Genomic DNA, 21,346 nt, shown 5'->3' with positions numbered 1-21,346 from the left:
GCCGATGGTAGTGTGGGGTTTCCCCATGTGAGAGTAGGTCATCGTCAAGATTAAATTCCAGAACCCCTGATTGCTTATGCAGTCAGGGGTTTTGTTTATGTAGAAGTCCATGATTTTCACCGGCACGTTGCGAACGCAACGGTCTGGTACACAGAATTTCTTGACGACCATAGAGCATTGGAACCACCTGATCCCATCCCGAACTCAGCAGTGAAACGATGCATCGCCGATGGTAGTGTGGGGTTTCCCCATGTGAGAGTAGGTCATCGTCAAGATTGAATTCCGAAACCCCTGTCTGCTAGCGCAGACAGGGGTTTTGTCGTTTAAGGGCTGGGCAAACAACTAGAACCGGCTCACCCTTTGCGTGCCTTACTGCTTCGCCTGGCCATTAACTTGCGCCACCATATATAGATCCCGGTAGCAGACAACATCGCGATAACAGCTCCCAGCAGCGCAATCAGCACCTGACCCGCCACCCCGATGATCCTGCCCCCATGGATCGGCAGTTGCAGCCGATAAAAGCGCTCTCCCAACGTACCTTGCCCTGCTATTTCCTGCCCCAGTAAACGCCCATCCGTCCCGTGGAAAAACAACCAGGATTTCCCATGGGCCTCGGTATCATGTTGTCCAAAACCCGCCCCATAAAAGTTGTACTCAAAGCTGTAGTAAAGCTCTCCAATCGCCGCCGTCAGTCCCAGCCGCTTGCCTTCCTCCAGCGCCCGCTCATAGGCCTGTTGATAACTCAGTTGTGTCACGCCCAATTGCTCGGCGGGTAACCTGCCACGGGCCTCATAGACGCTAGGCTTAACCGATGAGAACAGCGAGACAGCAGGCTTGAACACCTGGCTCGGCAAATTCATCGCGACGCTGCTGACTGCAATCGGCAGCAACAACAGCCAAAGCCATAACCCGCCTGCACGATGCAGGTCGAAGTTCAGCCGATAAGCGTGGCCGCCCTTGATCTTCCACGCCGTGGACCACTTCTTCCAGAACGGTTTACCTCTCGGCAGGGTCAGCCACAGCGCGATAAAACAATCGAACACCCATGCGATCGCCACCAGTCCCATCAGCCACAAACCCCAATTACCCGGCAGTGTCAGGTTGTAGTGAAATTCCAGAATGAACGGAATGAAGTTCTCGCGCTGAAAGCAGCAAGCCCCCCAAACGCGCCGGCCCATTTCTTCGCCGCTGACCGGATCCAGGTAAAAGACCTGGTTGGGCTCCTCAAAGGGTTTGCCCGTCGCCGGATCGTTTCTCGCAACTGCCGCCAGCATCGCGGTATGACCGGCCTCTTGTGGATACTCCATGTACCAGACTTGCAGTTTGGGATGCTGCCCCTGCAACGTGTCCACCAGTTCACCTGGCGGCAATGCCGAACCTTTGGCCGTTGCTCCATAAAAGCCGGGATTGAGCCATTCATCCAACTCATGGTTAAACGCCAGAAGGCTGCCCGTGAGTCCCGCCATCATCAGAAACAACGCCGTTGCCAACCCGATGTAGCGATGAAGTAAAACCAGCAATGCGCGCATAAAAATTTCCTGCAAAGACGACAAAGCCAGCGCCTGGAATCAGGAACTGGCTTTGTATGAATCGAGAGGGATCAGAACTGGTAGCTCACCGTCGCACTGACGTTGCGCTCTTCACCCAGGTAGCAGAAGTTCAAACTGGCACACGACGCCACGTACGACTCGTTCGTCAGGTTGTTGGCATTCAGGCGTACATCCACACCCTTCAGTCCAACCTTGCCAAGGTCATAACCCATCGAGGCATCAAACAGCGTGTAGGCGGGCACCTTCATGGTGTTCTCCGCATCTGCCCAGCTGTAGCCGACATAACGAACACCACCACCGAGTCGCAGGCCATCCAGTGCGCCGCTATCGAACTTGTAGTCTGCCCATACCGACGCCATATGACGCGGCGCCTGCGTCGGCGAGTTCCCCTTGTTCTCGATCACGTTGTCCGCAGTACTCAGCGTGCTGACCATCGACTTCGAATACTCGATATCGGTGAAGGTATAGCTGCCCAACAATTTGAGATGGTCGGTCAACTGCATATGCGCCTCCAGCTCCAGGCCCTGGGAGCGCACAGCGCCGACCGCGCGATAGAAGTTTTCCTGCGGCAGTTTGGTCGCCAGGTTTTCCTGGTCGATGCGGAACAGCGAGGCCGTGAACAAATTGTCGGTACCCGGCGGCTGATACTTCAAGCCGACTTCCCACTGGGTGCCGTCGGTAGGTGCAAGGGGATTGCCGGCACTGTCCGAATAGGAGTTCGGGTTGAAGGATTCGGAATAGCTGACGTAGGGCGCGAGACCATTATCAAACAAGTAGAGCGCTCCGGCCCGGCCGGTCAGTTTGGTACGTTTATCACTGATCTCTGTGCCCAGCGGCCGTCCCGCTTCGGCAATGCGATTTTCATCGGAGGTCTCAACCCAGTCCTGACGCAGCCCGAGGGAGAACCGCCACTTGTCCATCTCAATCAGGTCTTGCAGGTAAACGCCGGTCTGCTCGAGCCGGCGCAGATAACTGGTTGGGCTGTAATAGCTGATCTCGGAATTGCCATACACCGGGTTGAACGCATTGATTGGCGCAAGAGAGCCGCTGCTCCAGTCCACGACGGTTTTGCGCCGCTGATAGTCCGCCCCCATCAACACCGTATGCTTGGTCGCGCCGGTAAAAAATTCAGCCTGCAGCATGTTGTCGATGATGAACGCATGCAGCTTTTCGTCACCGCCTGAGTAGTAGCGATTCAGCTCATTACTGGTGGGCGTGGTCCAGCCATAGGCATACACCTGGTCCAGCCGGACCTTGGAGTCCAGATACCGAAAGTTCTGCCGCGCCGTGAAAACATCATTGAAGCGATGCTCGAACTGATAGCCGAACGACTGTTGATCACGCTTGTACCCATCAATGCCCGGTTCGCCTTCGAAGAAGTGATTGGAGATCCGCTGGCCGTTGCGCTGATGCAGCGCGCCATCTGCCGGCATGCCTCCGTGGTAGCCACCGTCGGGGTCATGCTGCAGGTAAGCCTGGAGTGTGAGGGACGTGTCATCGGTAAAGTCGATGCTCAAGGTAGGTGCCAGCGCGTAGCGTTTTTCCTTGGCATGGTCGAATTGCGTGTCGGACTTGTCTGCAAGCCCGGTCAGTCGGTAAGCAATGCGCTTGTCGTCATCCACCGGGCCGCTGAAGTCGAAACCCATGCCTCGCTGCCCTTGGGAACCTATCGTGGCCTGGACCTGGTGGTATGGCTCAAACAATGGCTTCTTGCTGGTCAACGCCACCAGCCCACCCGGCGAGCTGCGCCCGTAGAGCACCGATGACGGTCCTTTGAGGATATCTACGCGCTCGAGGAAATACGGGTCCACCTGCATGGTGCTGTAGGTTCCGCTGTCACCCATGGATTTCAAACCGTCCAGGTAGATGTTATCCACCGAACCGTCGTTGAAACCACGCATCGCCACATAGTCATAGCGGTGAGTGGCGCCATAAGGGTTGGTCAGCACGCCAGGGGTGTAACGCATGGCTTGGGCAACGGTTTGCGAGCCTTGGTCGTCCATCTGCTCGCGGGTCACCACTGAAACCGTCTGAGACGTTTCCAGCAGCGCGGTACTGGTCTTGGTGGCGATCTGGCTGTGGGTCGCGTTGTAGCCTTCCATGCTGCCCAGGGCATTACCCAGGGCGAAGCCTTTGATGTCGGTGGTCGGCAAGGTCAGCGCCTCGCTCTCGGGCTGGACCTGCAACACGAAACTCACGTCGTCCTGGGCCTGCGCCTGCAAGCCTGAGCCGTTGAGCAATTGGCTCAGGCCCTGTTCGGCCGAGTACTCCCCGTGCAGCCCGGGAGACTGTCGGCCCTGAGTCTGCGCAGGCGTGCTGGAAAGGGTGATGCCTGCCTGACGGGCAAACTGATTGAGCACATCGCTCAGCGCGCCTGCCGGGATGTCATAGCGCTGGCTGATACGTTCGACCCCGCTATCAGCCGCGACACCGGCCACTGGCAGCAAGCCGATGCCCATCGTGGTCGACAGCAATGCTGCGCGTACGGCTTTGCCGAGCAAAGGGTAGGAAGAGGGAGAGTTGCTGAAAAAACGCACAGTCATTATCGAGATCCGTAGAGGTCGCTGAAGGCAGATTGAATTGCTTACTGTCTAAGCCGGACTCACGGAAAAAAGCCGCCAAAAATAAATCAGGCACGCCAAAAATAATCAGGCCTGACGCTCCAGGCTCACCCACCAGCGGGTGCGATAGCGCAGGCGCACAGGCAGCGTCTGCGGAAGGATCGCCAATAGTTTCTCGGTGTCCTCCAGGCGAAAAACACCAGACAAGCGCAAATCTGCGATATCGCTCGAGCAGCCCAGATAACCATGGCGATAGCGCCCCACCTCCGCCAGGAAATCGGCAAGACGCATGTTGCGGGTGACGATCAATCCGTCGGCCCAGGCCCCTGTATCCATATCCGAAGGCGGTGCCAGAGCGGCCGCATTCTGACGCACCAGGTAGCTTTCTCCTGCATGCACTTGAGTAAAAAGCCCGTCGGCGGTATGCGGTGAATGAATCGCCACGTTGCCTGACGCGACGCTCAGGCGTGTGCAATCGCTGTCCTGGCGCACCACAAATCGCCCGTCTATTCCTTCGAACAAACCATGGCGGGTGCGAACCAGCAGGGGGGCGGTCGCCGTGGCGCCGCAGGTCACCAGGATTTCCCCACGCACCAATGTGATCAAGCGTTGTTGCGGGTTGAAGTCGAGGTCCACTGCGCTATCGGTATTGAGCTGCAGGCGCGTGCCATCCGGTAGTTGCACGCTACGGCGTTCGCCAGTGGTGGTAGCCAGGTCAGAGGTCCAACGCTGCCAGCCGGTGAGGTCTCGGCTGACCCAGGCCGCCGAACCCATCAACAGCACGCCGGACAATACCTTCAATGCCTGCCGGCGCCCAAGGCGCTGGGCACTGTTCTCCAGCGCCACATGGGCCCCGGGAATCGCCGCCAACTGGCTGCTTAATTCATGCTGCAGTGCCTGCACGCGTTGCCAGGCCAACTCGTGTTCATGATGAGCCTCGCGCCAGTGCTCGCACTGCGCCTTCAGGCGGACATTGGCGCGATTGTTACGCAGGCGCAGCATCCAACTGATGGCCTGCTTGACCACCTGCGGGTCGATTCCTGCGCGCGCGGTGTTATCCATCGAGGTCATGCCTCATACCGCAGCACATAACAGTGATAAAGCGCCTCGGCGACATAGCGTTCCACCGAACGCAGTGATACACCCATCTGCTGCGCAATCTGCTTGTAAGTCAGGCCGTCGCATTGAGCCAGTAGAAACGCCTTGCGTACCTTGGGCTTGAGTCCGTCCAGAAGCCGGGCGATGGACTCCAGCAATTCCAGAATCAACGCACGTTCTTCAGCACTCGGCGCCAAGGCTTCGGGCAAATGCGCGATGGACTCCAGGTAGGCGCGCTCGATTTCTTCGCGACGCCAATGATCGATCACCAGGCCCCGCGCGATAGTGCGCAGGAAAGCGCGAGGGGCCTTGAGTTCGAAACGTTCGGTTTTTTGCAGCAGCCGCACGAACGTGTCCTGGGCCAGGTCCGCCGCATCCGCTGCGTTACCCAGTCGGCTGCGCAGCCAAGTGTTCAGCCAGCCATGATGGTTGCTGTAAAGCGTCTGTACTGCGTACTCGGATGAGGGCATTCACACGGCCTGGCAAAGCGTCACAAATGATAATTAGTCGCATTGTCGACAAGCCTGAAAAATTTTGCAACTCCTGACGTTAGAGCGCTACCACTGGTCGGTTTCTGACATTAAAAGCAGATGCTTCTCACAAATTCCTAAGATTTATCCTGCCTTGGCCGAAAGCCTGACGAGCCATGCGTGCACCGAAATAGAGCAGTCGCAGAGTCTGCCTATACCGTTACATGGAATGTTGCATCCGGCACGCTCACCCCCTTTTGGCAAAAAGAAGTCAATGAAATGAATCTCAAGTTCAGTCATAAAATTCTGTTGGCCGCGTCAGGCGTAGTGGTTCTGGCCTTCGCGTTATTCACGTTCTACAACGACTACTTGCAGCGCAATACCATCCGGCAAAACCTGGAGTCGTCCATTCAGCAATCCGGTGAACTCACCGCCAGCAGCGTGCAGAACTGGCTCAGCGGGCGGGTGCTGGTACTGGAAAGCCTCGCGCAAAACGTGGCCCATCAAGGCAGCTCTGCCGATCTTCCGGGGTTGGTCGACCAGTCGGCATTTACCTCCAACTTCCAGTTCACCTACGTCGGTTCCACCAACGGCGTGTTCACCCAGCGTCCCGACGCCAAAATGCCCGATGGCTACGATCCGCGTCAGCGTCCCTGGTACAAGCAAGCTGTCGCAGCCGACAAGACCATGCTTACACCGCCCTACATGGCCGCGGTAGGCGGGCTGATCGTGACCATCGCGATGCCGGTGAAAAAGAATGGCGAACTGCTTGGCGTGGTCGGCGGTGACCTGAGCCTGCAAACCCTGGTGAAGATCATCAACTCGGTGGATTTCGGCGGCATCGGCCATGCATTCCTGGTCAGCGGTGATGGCCAGGTGATCGTCAGCCCGGACCAGGACCAGGTGATGAAGAACCTCAAGGACATCTACCCGGGCACCAACGTGCGCATCGAGAAGCTCAGCCAGGAAGTGGTCTTGAATGGCCAGGAACGGATTTTGTCCTTCACCCCGATCAGCGGGTTGCCGAATGCCGACTGGTACATCGGCCTGTCGATCGACAAAGACAAAGCCTACGCACCGCTGGGTAAGTTCCGTACCTCGGCATTGATCGCCATGTTCATTGCGGTTGCCGCCATTGCCGTGTTCCTGAGCGTCCTGATCCAGGTCTTGATGCGCCCGTTGACCACCATGGGCCGCGCCATGCAGGACATCGCCCAGGGCGAGGGTGACCTGACCCGCCGCCTGACAGTGGAAAGCAAGGACGAGTTCGGTGACTTGGGCAGTGCCTTCAACCAATTCGTCGAGCGTATTCACGCGTCGATTTCCGAAGTTTCCTCGGCGACGCGCCAGGTGCACGACCTGTCCCAGCGAGTAATGGCCTCGTCCAACGCGTCGATCATCGGTTCCGACGAACAAAGCGCGCGCACCAACAGCGTGGCCGCAGCGATCAACGAACTGGGGGCCGCCACGCAGGAAATCGCGCGCAACGCCGCTGATGCTTCGCAACACGCCAGCGGTGCCAGTGAGCAGGCCGATGATGGGCGCAAGGTGGTTGAGAAAACCATCCTGGCGATGTCGGAGCTTTCGCAAAAAATCAGCCTGTCCTGCACGCAGATTGAAACCCTGAACGCCAGCACCGACAACATCGGCCACATCCTGGACGTGATCAAAGGCATCTCCCAGCAAACCAACCTGTTGGCCCTCAACGCCGCGATTGAAGCGGCACGTGCCGGTGAGGCCGGTCGTGGGTTTGCCGTGGTGGCGGATGAAGTACGCAACCTGGCGCACCGCACCCAGGAATCGGCAGAAGAGATCCACAAAATGATCACCTCGCTGCAGATTGGCTCGCGTGAGGCCGTGACCACGATGAACGCCAGCCAGACCTCCAGCGAAGAAAGCGTCGAGGTCGCCAACCAGGCCGGTGAACGCCTGGTCAGCGTGACGCAGCGGATCGTCGAGATCGACGGGATGAACCAGTCGGTAGCGGCCGCCACCGAGGAACAGACCGCCGTGGTGGAAACCCTCAACGTCGACATCAACCAGATCAACCTGCTGAACCAGCAGGGCGTGGCCAACCTCAACGAAACCTTGAAGGATTGCGACGCCTTGTCTCAACAGGCCAACCGCCTGAAGCAGTTGGTCGACAGTTTCAAAATCTGATCGATGAACACACAGGAGCGAGCCTGCTCGCTCCTGTCTCCTTTAGCCAAACATCGCTCGCACATTCGCCAGCGCACCGTCGGCGAATGCCTGCACAAACGGCTCAAATCCCTCCACGCCAGGTTCAACCGGCTCGGCGATGATCGTCCAGGTCACCCGTGAGGATCCTGCTCCCAACGGTTCGACATCCATGGCGGCCCACAACCGTGCTACGCCCAAGGTGTTGTAGATCGTGGTCCAGGTCATGCGCATGGCCTGCTCGTCGCGGCTGTTGAGTTGCTCCACTACCAGATTTCCATCGTGGAAGAACTTCTTGCGCAGCGATCCCGCGCCCGCACCAGTGATTTCGATGTGGGACAAGGCGGGGATGAATCGATCAAATCCGCCAAAGTCACCGACCACCGCCCACGCACTGGCGGCGTCACAGGCAACCACAACTGAGGACACCACAGGTTTGGCGCAAGGGTTGCGAATCAACGTATCGGGTTTCATAAGGTCTTCCTTCAATTGAGAGCCTGGTCACAGGAAACCGGTGCTGCGCAGGTACTCGCAGCCCTTGCGTAACAGCGCCGGATTTTTTTCGGGGTAGCGTCCGCCCATCTGCTCGACGCCGCGTCGTGCGTTGTCATGGCGGATCATCGAGGTATCGCCGATGTCCTCGCCCACCCCGTTGAGGTAGAAGCCCAGTACGCCGAACAGCGCATTGCGGCTGTCCACTGTGTGCAGGTGACGTTGCCAGTGAGCCACGCTCACCAGCTCGAATGCGTGGCCTGCCTGGCGAAAGGCGTCGACGTAGGTTTCCCAGCTCAGGGGCTGCGGGTTATGCAGGTTGAACACCGTCCCTCCAGCACGGCAGCGGCTGCTGTGGAACGCAATAAACCGGGCGAGAAAGTCCACCGGCATCAGGTCGAAATTCAACTCAAGGTGCGGCACCAGGCCCAGTTGGAGTGAACCTTTGAGCATCAACATCAGGCGATTCTTCTGTGGCTCGCAGACTCCGCTGCGGCTGTTGAAGCTGATGTTCCCCGGGCGATGGATATTGACCCAGGCACCTTGCGCTGCGGCGCGTCCCAGCAAGCGTTCGGCAACCCATTTGGACAGGTTGTAGCCATTCTGGATGTAGAGCGGCGGGGTGGCCGCGGCGGGGTTTTCGAGTACCTGGCCATGTGCGTCGATAGTGCTGGCGGCCGACAGCGTCGAGATAAAATTGAAGACCTTCTTGCACCGGGTTTCACACAGGCGCAGGCATTCCAGCACCGGTTCGACGTTGTCCTTGGCCAGGGTGGCGTAATCCATCACATGATTGACGTGGGCGGCGTTGTGCACCAACACGCCGAACTCCCCGGCGAGGTAGTCATACACCTCACTCGACAGGCCAAGACGCGGCTGGCTGATGTCGGCGGCATACACCTGCACCCGGCTCAGGTCCAGGTGTTCCAGACGGTACTCTCGCAGGGCCTCGGCAAACCTCGCGGTCGCCGAATGTCCGGGCCGTTCGCGCACCAGGCACGCCACTTCAAGTGCACCCTCGGCCAACAGTGCCTCGACGATATGCACCCCGAGAAAACTGTTGGCCCCGGTCACGATCACCCGGCGACGTTCGCCCGCCTGTTCAGCCGGCAATGTCTGCACATGCAGCTCACGCAGCGCATCCCGGGTAGCCTGGCCGGTCGGTGCTTCGGGTGGTGCGTCGTCCCCCATCAGCGTAGCGAGGGTACGAACCGTGGGGGTTTCAAAAAACCGACTTAGGGATAGGCTGCGCCCGAACTGCTCGCGGATACGCAGCAGCATCGTCGACAGCAGGATGGAATGGCCGCCAAGATTGAAGAAGCTCTCGTCGGCCGACAGCTGCGTGACCGGCATGCCCAGCAACTCGCTCCACAGGTTGAGCAACTGCACTTGCATGGGCGTGTGCGGTTCGCCGTGAATGATGGCCGGCAGCGTTGGAGTCGGTAACGCCAGCAATGCCTGGCGGTCGACCTTTCCGTTGGGGGTGCACGGCATGCTCGCAAGTTCCGTGCACAGGGTTGGGCGCAAATAGTCCGGCAGTGTTTGCCGGGCATGCTGCGTCAGTGCAGGCAGGGCGTCTTGTGTTTCGGGCTGAGCAACAAAAGCCAGGATTCGCCGCTCACGGTCAATCACCACCGCCACTTGGCGAAACAGCTGACTGCTGCGCAGGCAATGTTCGATCTCTTGCGGTTCGACCCGGAACCCACGGATCTTCACCTGCTGATCCCGGCGCCCGACCAACTCGATGCCGGCAGCGGTCCACTTCGCCAGGTCGCCTGTGCGGTAGGCCCGCAAGGTCTGGCCGTCGGGCAACTCCAGGGGGACGAAATGCTCGGCGGTCTGACGCGGCTGGTTGAGGTAACCCAGGCTGACGCCGGGACCGGCGATGTACAGTTCGCCCAACACCTGCTCATCCACCGGTTGCAGGTGCTCGTCGAGGATCAGTACCTGGCTGTTGGCGATGGGCGTGCCGAGGTTGCGATTGCTGTCGCCCGGCTGCAACGTGTGGCTGGTCACCAGCACGGTGGCTTCGGTGGGCCCGTAGAAATTGTGCAGGCGGCACTGGCCTGCCAACTGCTCGATGACATAGGGCTCGCACACATCGCCTCCGGTCATCAGGTGCGCCAGGCCCAGGGGTTGATCCAGCGGCAGGATGCTCAGCAGCGCCGGCGGCAGGAAGGCGTGGGTGACGCGCTGTTGTCGGATCAACTCCACCAGTTGCTGCGGGTCGCGTCGCTGGTCCTCACTGGGCACGATCAGCTCGGCGCCCGCGATCAGGCTCGGGAAGATATCGATCAGGGACGAGTCAAAACTCAAGGGCGAAAACTGCAAGACCCGGCTGTGTTCGCTCAGATGCACATGCCCCCCGAACCATGCGCTGAAATGGGCCAGGTTGTGCTGGCTGAGCAGCACGCCCTTGGGGTGGCCGGTAGTGCCCGAGGTGTGGAACACCATGCAAGGGTCGTCCATGGCGGGGCGCTGGCGCATTGGCAGCGAGGTGTCGGGAGTGTCGACGGCACTCACATCCAATGCACAAAACCCGTCCCGCAGTGGATGTTTGCCATCATCCAGCAGCACCGAGACGCCGGCGTTTTCCAGCATCGCTTGCTGGCGTTGCAGCGGGTGGCCCGGCTCCAGGGGCAGGTACACCGCACCGCAGGCGAGTACCGCGAGAATGCTGGCGTACAGCTCCAGGGATTTGTCCAGGCAGACGCCGATTACCGGCGGTGTGTCGTGGGGCCCAAGCAGAAGTCGCAGGCGGTGCTGGATAGCCAGGCTCTGGCGATGCAACTGCCGGTAAGTCAGCCCGCTGCCGGCGATGTTCAACGCCGGCCGGTCGGCGAAGGTTTGCAGACTGTTTTCCAATCGTTCGATCAGGGGTACCTGGGCTTGCTGCTGCAGAACCAAATCGGCCGTCAGGTTAAAACGATGCAGGTACGCCAGGGATGCAAGCGCTTGCAGGCCGTGTTCCGGATCATCAGAGGCGACGGCCGCCTGCGAGAAATAGCCCGGGTCCCGGGAGAACCCACTCACCTGTTGGGCTACCCACTCCACCAGGCTGCTTACTGCGTGTTGACGCAGCCGTTGACCATTGCCACAGGCTTCTCCGACCACCTCCAGGGTTGTCAGGAGTCGCCGTGAGTGGGCGTAACACCTGAGCTGCAGGGCCGGCAATCCACAGTCGGTCAACGCTCCCATACCCACGCGCAGGCTCATCAAGGCTGTGCACGTCACGCCGGGCGGAACCTCCTCGCTACCGTCATCGATCAGCAGGTCTACTAGGTGGGTGACATCCTGTGCTCGCACCACCCCATGACCGTATTGCGCCAATGTCTCACCCAGTTCATTCAGCGCCGCGCTGAAGCCCGCCAGCCCAATCTTCAGGTGCCTCATGGGTGCCCTCCTGGCGCCGCAAGAAAGGCATCCAGCGCCCCAACCACACTCGGCGTTTGCAGCAGGCCGCTGTGGTTCAGGAAGCCCATGATATTGCCGATCAACGGGTGCTGGCGGGTAATGGGAAAGCCCATCGCCTGCACTTCAGTGCGCAGCGCAGAGCGCGTGCCGTCACTGACATCCAGGTGCTCGATCAAGTGCAGGTCGAAGTTTTTCTGCAGGTCGTGGGTCAGGTAATGCTGGAGAAAAACCGGCAGGATCCGGGCGATACAGTCGCGGTCCGCGGCGTCTGCAGACTGCCAATAAATACGCACCAGGCGCGTCCAGAAAAGCGCGTGGCGGCCCTCGTCAAACAAGTGGTCGGCCATCAACCCACGGATGGATTGCTTGACACTGTCGTCCTTGGAAAACGCTGCCACGTCATGGGTCACGGTGTTCTCGGCGATGGCCACGGCAATCAGTTCCACGGCATCGCGCAGGTGTTCGGGCGCCAGCGCCAGTGCGGCAGGCAAGGCGCGGCTCAGCTCGATTTGCGCGGGTAGTTCAAGGGGTGGGATACCGGTCATCTCGATGGTCTGTTGCATGAAATCGAGGGCGACGAGGGCGTGGTAATCCTCGTCCACCACCACGGTCATGGCGTCGTAGCGACAGGCAAGCGGGAAGGGCACCGAAAAGCGATTCTTGGCGATACTGCGTGCGGTCTTGTCGACGATCTCGGTTTCAAAGATCACCACGTCGTTGATGAACTTGTAGAACGTCTGCAGCAAGACAAAATCACGGCACTGCGGGCATCGGTCGATAAAGGTTGCGCTCAGCACCAGGGGCTGTCGGCTCAGGGGGTAGATCAGTTTCTGATCGTTTTCCAGCCGCCGCCGCGGGCGTGTGCGGATGGTCGCGCGGCGCTCCCAGTCGTCGGCAAATGAGCGGTAGTCGGCAGGGTTCATGCGCTCATCTCCGGCAGGCACCTATGCAACCCATCCCATAAGGCCAGGCGGCTTTCCACGGCGCCGAGGGCGCAACTGTCGGCTTGCTGCTCGCGGCTTGGGTCGCCGAGGGTAAGGCGTTGCAGCAATTGCGTTGCCGCCGGGCCATGCTCCTGGGCGTCGATCTCCATGTGGCGCTTGAGGTAGTAGCAGAAGGTGGGCGCCTGGCGATGGAGCACCTCGCACTCCTCCAGGATGCGCTTGAACATCGCCGGGATGACGCTCTCGCGCCCGTGGAGAAAGGCAGCCGCCACGCAGTGCGTCGGTGCGTCCAGGGCAACCTGCAGGGTACTTCTGACGAACCGGGCCACGGACGGGTGGATATCGATTTTTTGCAGGGCCGTTTCTGCATCGTTGCCGTCACGCTGCAGGCTGACGAACCGCTCGATGTTCGCCGTGCTCGCGCCGACTTCACGCATGGCTTCCAGGTACAACTCGAAGTGGCTGCCGTGCCCATGGCCGGGATACGCGTCCGACTCTTCGCCCAATACGATCTCATTGATCAGGCGAGCCGCTTGCGGGTCCGTTGGCGGTAACCAGGGCAGGCGCATACCGGTGAGGTCATGTTGCAGGCGTTTGGTGAGTGTCATGAAGTCCCACACGGCGAATACGTGGTTTTCCATAAAGTACTGCAACTTTGGAAGGGTATTTATATATTTGAATATTGGATGGATATGTAACTTCTGCTTTTTTTGTTTAAGCAGGTGTGAGTGCTGGAACATGTTGATGCCTATAAGTCGTGTCTCTTCCCTGATAAAAGCGTTGTGCTTTAGCGACAAATAAACATTGGTTTTCACGGATGCGCGGGTGCCTTGATAACAGGCAGCCCTGTACGAGGCTGACACTGTTACTGGCAAGCAGCATGCTGTGACAAAATACCAAGGCTTTATTTAAAGGAACGCCACGCGCAGTGACGCACCGAGCATGGATTCACGCTGTCGATTGGGAGAATTGGAGTGTTGGTAATAATCTGATTAAGTATTCAGGTGTTTTTAGTTTTATAAGTTTTTCGAGTTGGAATATTGCGGTAGTTGGATCGCTCTGCGGAGTGTGTGAAGTTTTCTTTGGGCTTAATGGTTTAACAGGAGTAATGGTGGTGCACTGGCCTCCGTCGGCCAGCGTCACTTTGCAGCGCTTTGTGGTCGAGGGAGGCGTTTCAGTTCCACGCGGAATTTACAGCGCAGCGTTCTGTTCAGTCTCTTCAAGAGTTTTGAGGTAACCCGTAATCACCTCCATGCCGCGGGTAAGGTGGTTACGCAGGGTCAGGATGCTTTCGTCGACCTTCTTTTGCGCCACGAGGTCGAGCAGTTCGCGGTGATCTTCCTGGGACGTCTTGCCCAGGCCCATGGCCTCGAGGTTGAAGCGCAGGAAACGTTCCTCTTCGTTCAAGCCGTGTTCAACCAGCTTGAGCAACCGCTGATTGCCCGCCTTGCCATACAGCGCCATGTGGAACAGGCGGTTGAGGCGGCCGATTTCGGTGTAGTCGCTTTCCCGTTCCAGCGCGTCGATAAAGGCGCCGGCCTGGGCGATGTCATCGGGCGTGAGCAGGGGAATCGACAAGCGCAGCGCTTCGGATTCGAGGAGTATGCGCAGGGCGTAGGTTTCCGCCGAGTGGTCCTCGATCAGTGGCGCTACCACCGCGCCTTTGTGGGTGACCACATGCAGCAGCGATTGGGCTTCCAGTTGACGCAATGCCTCGCGCACCGGCATCCGGCTGACCCCGAACAAGCTGGCCAGCTCCTGTTGACGCATGGCGGTGCCACAGGGCAAGCGGCCATCCAGGATGGCGTTGCGCAATGTTTCTTCAATCACGGAGCGGGCGAGATGGGCGGGGATAGGCCCGCTGATCTGGATGCTGCTCAAAGGGTTCGGCTTCTGCGTCACGACTACGCTATCCTCCTTTTCAAGGTGAGGTGGCTAATTGGATCCAATGCACACTAGAGATTGTCCACAAGCTTGTCAAACGGGCAAGGTTTCGGCTTGTAAGCGACTCAACAGCGTGTTCTTCGGGCCCACAGCTCCCATTTGTCAGGTCTTACAGGCTAAAGGTCCGTCGTGCACATTTTATTCCCGGGAGTCGGGCCAACAGCGGTATTGCTGCATATCGATATTCACTAACGGTATTTAAAATGCGGTTCTTATGACTATAAAGTCACTCTCCTGACTGCACGGGAGTGAACTCATGTCTGCCACCTCTACTGTTCCAACAGCGACCGACACCACACAAACCTTCGAGATCCGTCCATTTCCCGGCAGCGTCGGCGCCGAAATCATAGGCCTGGACCTGGCCCGCCCGGTCAGCGACCAGGACTTCGCACGCATTCACCGCGCGCATCTGGACCATCACGTCGTGGTCTTCCGCGACCAACGTATCACCCCCGAGCAACAGATCGCCTTCAGCCGCCGTTTCGGCGTGCTGCAAATCCATGTGCTCAAACAATTCCTGCTGGCCAACCACCCGGAAATCCTGATCGTCTCCAACATCATCGAAAACGGCCAATCCATCGGCCTGGGAGACGCCGGCAAGTTCTGGCACTCGGACCTCTCCTATAAGGAGCTGCCGAGCCTGGGCTCGATGCTCCATGCCCAGGAGCTGCCGTCCGAGGGTGGCGACACGTTGTTCGCCGACATGCATAAAGCCTGGGACAACCTGCCCGAGTCCCTGCGCAAGGCCGTTGAAGGCCGCAGCGCCGCGCATTCCTACACTGCACGCTACAGCGAAACCAAATTCGAAGGCAATTGGCGCCCGACCCTCACGCCCGAGCAACTCGCTCAAGTGGCGGAAGTGGTACACCCGATTGTGCGCACCCACCCGGAAAACGGCCGCAAGGCGCTGTTCGTCAGCGAGGGCTTCACCACCCGTATCGTCGGCCTGCCGGAAGACGAAAGCCGCGACCTGCTTGCCCAGCTGTACGCCCACAGCGTGCTGCCGGAAAACATCTACCGCCATCAGTGGCAGCCCCACGACATGGTGTTCTGGGACAACCGCTCGCTGATCCACCTGGCGGCCGGCTGCCCCAGCCACCTGCGGCGCAAGCTGTACCGCACCACCATCCAGGGCGACGCGCCTTTCTGACCCGGAGCATGACCATGTCCAAGAAAACCCCATTTGCGCGCCTGGCCGCGACGGTCGGCCTGGGCGTCAGCCTGCTGGCCGGCAGTCTTGTGGCGCCTGCCGCCGCCCAGGCCGAAGGCGAGATTCGCATCGCCGAGCAGTTTGGCATCGTCTACCTGTTGCTCAACGTGGTGCGCGACCAGAACCTGATCGAAAAATACGGCAAGCAGGAAGGCATCGACATCAAGGTCGACTGGACACAATTGTCCGGCGGCGCAGCCGTCAATGATGCGCTGCTCTCCGGTTCCATCGACATCGCCGGGGCCGGCGTTGGCCCGCTGCTGACTATCTGGGACCGCACCCACGGCAAGCAGAACGTGAAAGCCGTCGCCTCCCTGGGCAACTTCCCCTACTACCTGGTGAGCAACAATCCCAAGGTCAAGACCATTGCCGACTTCACTGAAAAAGACCGCATTGCCGTACCGGCAGTGGGCGTTTCCGTGCAGTCGCGTTTCCTGCAATACGCTGCCGCCAAGCAATGGGGCGACAAGGAATTCAATCGCCTCGACAAGTACACCGTCGCCGTCCCGCACCCGGATGCCACGGCTGCGCTGATTGCCGGTGGCACCGAGCTGACCGGGCACTTCTCCAACCCGCCGTTCCAGGAGCAGGCCCTGACCAACCCGAACGTGCATGTGGTGCTCAACTCCTATGACATCCTCGGGCCTAACTCGCCGACCGTGCTGTTCGCCACCGAGAAATTCCGCAACGACAACCCGAAAACCTACAAGGCGTTCGTCGAGGCACTGACCGAAGCGGCGCAGTTCGCCCAGAACGACAAAGGTGCCGCAGCCGATACCTACATCCGCGTGACCAAGGCCAAGATCGACCGCGCCGAGCTGCTGAAAATCATCGAAAACCCGCAGTTCGAATTCAGCGTCACACCGAAAAACACCTACCCGCTGGCGGAATTCCTCTACCGCGTCGGCGCGATCAAAAACAAACCCGAATCGTGGAAGGATTACTTCTTCCAGGACGCCAAACCGCTGCAAGGGAGCTGACATGAACGCGCCCTTGCAAGGCCACACGGCCAGCAACCCGACCACCACCGAAGCACTGCTTTCGGTGGATAAAGTCAGCCTTGAATACCGCACGCCCGAACGGGTGGTGCGGGCCACTCACCAGGTCAGCTTCGCGATCGATCCGGCAGACCGCTTTGTATTGCTGGGGCCTTCGGGCTGCGGCAAATCCACACTGTTGAAATCCATCGCCGGCTTTATCAAGCCGTGTGAGGGCGAGATCCGTCTGCTCGGGCAAAAAGTCGAGCAGCCAGGGCCGGACCGTATCGTGGTGTTCCAGGAGTTCGACCAACTGCCGCCGTGGAAAACCGTCAAGCAGAACGTCATGTTCCCGCTGCTGGCGTCCAAAACCCTCAAGCGTCGCGAGGCCGAAGAGCGGGCGCTGTACTACCTGGAAAAAGTCGGCCTCACGGCCTTTGCCGACGCCTACCCGCACACCCTGTCCGGCGGCATGAAGGCCCGCGTGGCAATCGCCCGGGCGTTGGCCATGCAACCGAAAATCCTGCTGATGGATGAACCCTTCGCCGCCCTCGACGCCCTGACCCGGCGCAAGATGCAGGAAGAACTATTGCTGCTCTGGGAAGAGGTGCGTTTCACCCTGCTGTTCGTCACCCACTCCATCGAGGAAGCGCTGGTGGTGGGCAACCGCATCCTGTTGCTGTCGCCGCACCCGGGGCGGGTGCGGGCGGAAATCCACAGCCATCAATACGACCTGCACAGCCTCGGCGGTGTGGAGTTCCAGGCTTCGGCGCGGCGCATTCATCGGCTGTTGTTTGATGAAGCGCCCGAGGTGGAAACCGAACTGGGTTTCGCCGATATCCGCATCGCTTATTGAAGGGTTTGCACCATGCGCCAGGAATATGAAATCACTCTCGAACCGTTGCCCGGTGTACGTGTAGAGCGCGAGTTGCCGTGGCGCCAGCGCCTGTGGCAACAAGGCTGGCTGCGTAAAAGCCTGATCCTGATCGTGCTTGCGATCCTCTGGGAAGCGGCTGCCCGTTATCAGAACAATGACCTGCTGCTGCCGAGCTTCCTGCAGACACTGAGCGCGTTCTACGACGGCATGGCCAGTGGCGAGTTGTTGAGCAAGGTCAGCATCTCGCTGGTGGTGCTGATCAAGGGTTACCTGATCGGCATTGTGCTGGCGTTTGCCCTGACCACGCTTGCGGTGTCGACCCAACTGGGGCGTGACCTGCTGAGCACCCTGACCTCGATGTTCAACCCGTTGCCGGCGATTGCCCTGCTGCCGCTGGCGCTGTTGTGGTTTGGGCTGGGGCAGAACAGCCTGATCTTCGTGCTGGTGCATTCAGTGTTGTGGGCGCTGGCGCTCAACACCTATTCAGGGTTCCTCGGCGTCTCCGAAACCCTGCGCATGGCCGGTCGAAATTATGGCCTCAAGGGTATGCGCTTCGTGTTGTTCATCCTGATCCCGGCTGCGCTGCCGTCGATTCTCGCCGGGCTGAAAATCGGCTGGGCGTTCGCCTGGCGCACGCTGATCGCTGCCGAATTGGTGTTCGGTGCTACCAGCGGCAAAGGCGGTTTGGGTTGGTACATCTTCCAGAACCGCAACGAGCTGTACACCGACAAAGTGTTTGCCGGCCTGGCGGTGGTGATCCTGATCGGGCTGCTGGTGGAGAACCTGGTGTTCGACACCCTGGAGCGGGTCACCGTGAAGCGCTGGGGTATGCAACGCTGACTGAAACACCAACCCTGTGGCGAGGGAGCAAGCTCCCTCGCCACAGTCTGCTACGATTGCGCCAAGTTCACTCCCAACCGATCACGAGTGCTTGGCATGCAATTACCGGACATGAACCTGCTGGTCGCCCTCGACGCCTTGCTCGACGAGGGCAGTGTGGTAGGTGCCGCGCGGCGGATGAACCTGAGCCCGGCCGCCATGAGTCGCACCCTCACGCGCATCCGCGAGGCAGTGGGCGATCCGATCCTGGTGCGCGCCGGTCGCGGCCTGGTACCGACGCCGAAGGCCCTGGAGTTGCAAGGCCAGGTGCGCAGCGTGGTGGAGCAGGCGGCGCTGCTGTTCCGCTCGGCGGACGAAGTGGACCTGCGCACCCTGCGCCGACGCTTCAGCGTGCGGGCCAATGACTTTTTTGTCGGTGTGTATGGCGGTCGGCTGTTCGATACCATGGAACGCATGGCGCCGCTGTGCGAACTGCGCTTCGTGCCGGAAGGCGACACCGATGACGAGGCCCTGCGTGAAGGCCGTCTCGACCTGCGGGTGGGCAACACCATGCCGATCACTCCGGAAGTGAAGGTGCAGAACCTGTTCACCACCACCTTCGTCGGGCTGGCACGGGAAGGGCACCCGTTGTTCGATGGAGAAATCACCGCCGAACGGTTTGCCAGCTATTCGCATATCAGCATCTCTCGGCGCGGCATTGCCCGGGGGCCCATCGACACCGCCCTGAACGCCCAGGGGCTGGAACGCCGAGTCGCGATGATCGCCCCGGGGTTTCACGGCGCGATGTTCATGCTGCCGGACTCCGACCTGATCCTGCCGGTGCCCAAGGAAGCGCTCTACAGCGCCAATCGCCTGAAGCTGCCGTTGCGAGCCTTCACCCTGCCAATTTCCCTGCCGACCCTGGTGCTGACCCAAGCCTGGCACCCGCGTTTCGACAAGGACCCGGCCCATAGATGGCTGCGCGAGACCATGCGTGAATGCTGCGAGGCGACGTGGAAGGAAGCGCAGCCCACGTGAGTCGCAAGTGAGCTCGGCCAATGTGGGAGCTGGCTTGCCTGCGATGCGGGCGACACGGTTTTTCAGGCATAGCGAGGTGATGCAATCGCGGGCAAGCCCGGCTCCCACAGAGATCGCCTACATTTTGATCATTGCGTCTGGTGCACTTATAAGCTTCCGATAAGTCACTTTTTGTCATGTCTAAGCCTTATTAAACTGCTCGGGTATTTCCTATTCCGAGTTGTAGTTCATGACGTCCCTCGCTGCTCCCGCACCCCTGGCCGCAGCCAAACCGACCGCCATTACCCCTCCCGTTTTCGGCCCGCGCATCATCATCGGCCTGGTGGGCGTATTGCTTGCGGTACTGGTGTCCGGCCTAAACGAGATGGTGACCAAAGTCGCTCTCGCCGATATTCGTGGTGCGATGTACATCGGCTTCGACGAAGGCACCTGGCTGGTGGCTGCCTACACCGCCACCTCTGTCTCGGCGATGGCCTTTGCACCCTGGTGTTCGGTGACGTTCTCTCTGCGCCGTTTCACCCTCTGCGCCATCGGCCTGTTCACCATACTTGGCGTGCTGTGCCCGTTCGCACCGAACTACGAAAGCCTGCTGATCCTGCGCACCGTGCAAGGCCTGGCCGGTGGCGCCTTGCCGCCGATGCTGATGACCGTGGCCCTGCGGTTCCTGCCGGCCAACGTCAAGCTGTACGGCCTCGCCGGCTATGCTCTCACGGCCACTTTTGGCCCCAGCCTCGGCACACCGCTGGCGGCCATGTGGACCGAATACGTCGGCTGGCAATGGGCGTTCTGGCAGATTGTCGGGCCGTGCCTGCTGGCCATGGCGGCCGTGGCCTACGGCTTGCCCCAGGACCCGCTGCGCCTGGAGCGCTTCAAGCAGTTCAACTGGCGTGGTCTGCTGCTGGGGTTCCCGGCGATCTGCATGCTGGTGATCGGCCTGTTGCAGGGCAATCGGCTGGACTGGTTCGAGTCGCCGCTGATTACCTCATTGTTGATCGGCGGCCTGGTGTTGCTGGTGCTGTTCATGATCAACGAGTGGTCGCACCCGATGCCGTTTTTCAAGTTGCAGATGCTTGGGCTACGCAACCTGTCGTTCGCGCTGATTGTGCTCGCCGGGGTGCTGATCGTGCTGCTGGCGGTGACCATCATTCCGTCCAGCTACCTGGCCCAGGTCCAAGGCTACCGCCCGCTGCAAACTGCACCGGTGATGCTGATCATGGCGCTGCCGCAGTTGATCGCGCTGCCGTTGGTGGCGGCGTTGTGCAACTTGCGCTGGGTCGATTGCCGCTGGGTATTGGGCATTGGCTTGAGCATGTTGATCCTGTCCTGCGTGGGCGGGGCGCAACTTACGTCGGCATGGATTCGCGATGATTTCTACGTGCTGCAACTGCTGCAAATCTTCGGGCAACCGATGGCGGTGTTGCCGCTGCTGATGCTCTCCACCGGCAGCATCACGCCCCAGGACGGGCCTTTCGCCTCGGCGTGGTTCAACACCGTCAAAGGCCTGGCCGCCGTGGTCGCCACCGGCGTGCTCGATGCCCTGACCACACACCGCCTGCATTTCCACTCGACCATGCTGGTGGACAGCCTGGGCAACTCGCCCCTGGCCGACAGCGATGCCGCCGGCCTTGCCCATCGGATGCACGAGCAGGCCGTGGTGCTCACCTCTTCGGATCTCTACTACGTCATGGCCGGTGTCGCGGCGGCGTTGATCCTGCTGATTTTCTGGATGCCGACGCGGATTTATCCGCCCCGCGCGCCGACTTGATTGCTCACT

General features: G+C 59.9%; 16 protein-coding genes and 1 rRNA gene. 8 read left to right on the top strand and 9 right to left on the bottom strand.

Going from position 1 to position 21,346, the window contains the following annotated elements:
- Positions 1–159 precede the first annotated feature (159 nt).
- Positions 160–275: ribosomal RNA gene (gene rrf, locus HX869_RS11230) — 5S ribosomal RNA — on the top strand.
- 78 nt (positions 276–353) lie between these two features.
- On the opposite strand, the gene HX869_RS11225 is transcribed toward rrf, so the two are convergent.
- From HX869_RS11225 to HX869_RS11210, 4 genes are all read right to left on the bottom strand, one after another.
- On the bottom strand, positions 354–1,529 hold the full coding sequence (locus HX869_RS11225) for a PepSY domain-containing protein (protein WP_178903094.1): 1,176 nt from the start codon (positions 1,527–1,529) through the stop codon (positions 354–356).
- Positions 1,530–1,600: 71 nt separating this feature from the next.
- Positions 1,601–4,093: a TonB-dependent siderophore receptor gene (locus tag HX869_RS11220; protein WP_008433611.1), complete on the bottom strand. Its 2,493-nt coding sequence runs from the start codon at positions 4,091–4,093 to the stop codon at positions 1,601–1,603.
- A 105-nt stretch (positions 4,094–4,198) separates the two neighbouring features.
- A complete protein-coding gene (locus HX869_RS11215) occupies positions 4,199–5,182 on the bottom strand; it encodes a FecR domain-containing protein (protein WP_178903093.1) in 984 nt (327 codons plus the stop codon).
- Positions 5,179–5,679, bottom strand: coding sequence for a sigma-70 family RNA polymerase sigma factor (locus tag HX869_RS11210; protein WP_008433614.1), 501 nt, complete (start codon positions 5,677–5,679; stop codon positions 5,179–5,181). The genes HX869_RS11215 and HX869_RS11210 overlap by 4 nt, the downstream gene beginning before the upstream one ends.
- Before the next feature lie 279 nt (positions 5,680–5,958).
- Here HX869_RS11210 and HX869_RS11205 point away from each other — a divergent pair, with 279 nt between their 5' ends.
- Positions 5,959–7,839: a methyl-accepting chemotaxis protein gene (locus tag HX869_RS11205; RefSeq protein WP_003218243.1), complete on the top strand. Its 1,881-nt coding sequence runs from the start codon at positions 5,959–5,961 to the stop codon at positions 7,837–7,839.
- 42 nt (positions 7,840–7,881) lie between these two features.
- Here the strand turns inward: HX869_RS11205 and HX869_RS11200 are convergent, their stop codons facing one another.
- From HX869_RS11200 to HX869_RS11180, 5 genes are all read right to left on the bottom strand, one after another.
- Positions 7,882–8,331, bottom strand: coding sequence for an SRPBCC family protein (locus HX869_RS11200; protein ID WP_178903092.1), 450 nt, complete (start codon positions 8,329–8,331; stop codon positions 7,882–7,884).
- Between the two features lie 27 nt (positions 8,332–8,358).
- Positions 8,359–11,742 carry an amino acid adenylation domain-containing protein gene (locus tag HX869_RS11195; RefSeq protein ID WP_178903091.1) on the bottom strand — a complete coding sequence of 1,128 codons (3,384 nt, stop codon included), beginning with the start codon at positions 11,740–11,742 and terminating at the stop codon, positions 8,359–8,361.
- Entirely contained in the window at positions 11,739–12,686 is a 948-nt protein-coding gene (locus HX869_RS11190) for a diiron oxygenase (protein ID WP_102367850.1), read from the bottom strand. Before HX869_RS11190 ends, HX869_RS11195 begins: the two co-directional genes overlap by 4 nt.
- Positions 12,683–13,447, bottom strand: coding sequence for a DUF3050 domain-containing protein (locus HX869_RS11185; RefSeq protein ID WP_102605413.1), 765 nt, complete (start codon positions 13,445–13,447; stop codon positions 12,683–12,685). The genes HX869_RS11190 and HX869_RS11185 overlap by 4 nt, the downstream gene beginning before the upstream one ends.
- 451 nt (positions 13,448–13,898) lie before the next feature.
- Complete coding sequence (locus tag HX869_RS11180) at positions 13,899–14,609, bottom strand: GntR family transcriptional regulator (protein WP_008433627.1); 711 nt, start codon at positions 14,607–14,609, stop codon at positions 13,899–13,901.
- Positions 14,610–14,907: 298 nt separating this feature from the next.
- On the opposite strand from HX869_RS11180, the gene HX869_RS11175 reads away from it, so the two are divergent.
- From HX869_RS11175 to HX869_RS11150, 6 genes are all read left to right on the top strand, one after another.
- Positions 14,908–15,801, top strand: coding sequence for a TauD/TfdA family dioxygenase (locus HX869_RS11175; RefSeq protein ID WP_003218232.1), 894 nt, complete (start codon positions 14,908–14,910; stop codon positions 15,799–15,801).
- 14 nt (positions 15,802–15,815) lie between these two features.
- Positions 15,816–16,841, top strand: coding sequence for an ABC transporter substrate-binding protein (locus HX869_RS11170; protein ID WP_003218229.1), 1,026 nt, complete (start codon positions 15,816–15,818; stop codon positions 16,839–16,841).
- A 1-nt stretch (position 16,842) separates the two neighbouring features.
- Positions 16,843–17,694 (top strand): ABC transporter ATP-binding protein, encoded by an 852-nt coding sequence (locus HX869_RS11165; protein WP_008433632.1) that lies wholly within the window; start codon positions 16,843–16,845, stop codon positions 17,692–17,694.
- Between the two features lie 12 nt (positions 17,695–17,706).
- Positions 17,707–18,555: an ABC transporter permease gene (locus tag HX869_RS11160; protein ID WP_003218225.1), complete on the top strand. Its 849-nt coding sequence runs from the start codon at positions 17,707–17,709 to the stop codon at positions 18,553–18,555.
- 96 nt (positions 18,556–18,651) lie between these two features.
- Positions 18,652–19,572 carry a LysR family transcriptional regulator gene (locus tag HX869_RS11155; RefSeq protein ID WP_003218223.1) on the top strand — a complete coding sequence of 307 codons (921 nt, stop codon included), beginning with the start codon at positions 18,652–18,654 and terminating at the stop codon, positions 19,570–19,572.
- A gap of 229 nt (positions 19,573–19,801) precedes the next feature.
- On the top strand, positions 19,802–21,337 hold the full coding sequence (locus HX869_RS11150) for an MFS transporter (protein WP_178903090.1): 1,536 nt from the start codon (positions 19,802–19,804) through the stop codon (positions 21,335–21,337).
- Positions 21,338–21,346 lie beyond the last annotated feature (9 nt).

Origin of the sequence: Pseudomonas sp. P7779, assembly GCF_013386315.1 — a bacterium.
Taxonomy (GTDB): Bacteria; Pseudomonadota; Gammaproteobacteria; order Pseudomonadales; family Pseudomonadaceae; genus Aquipseudomonas.
Note: the sequence above shows the minus strand (reverse complement) of the source record. Positions and strands in the feature narration are given on the sequence as shown.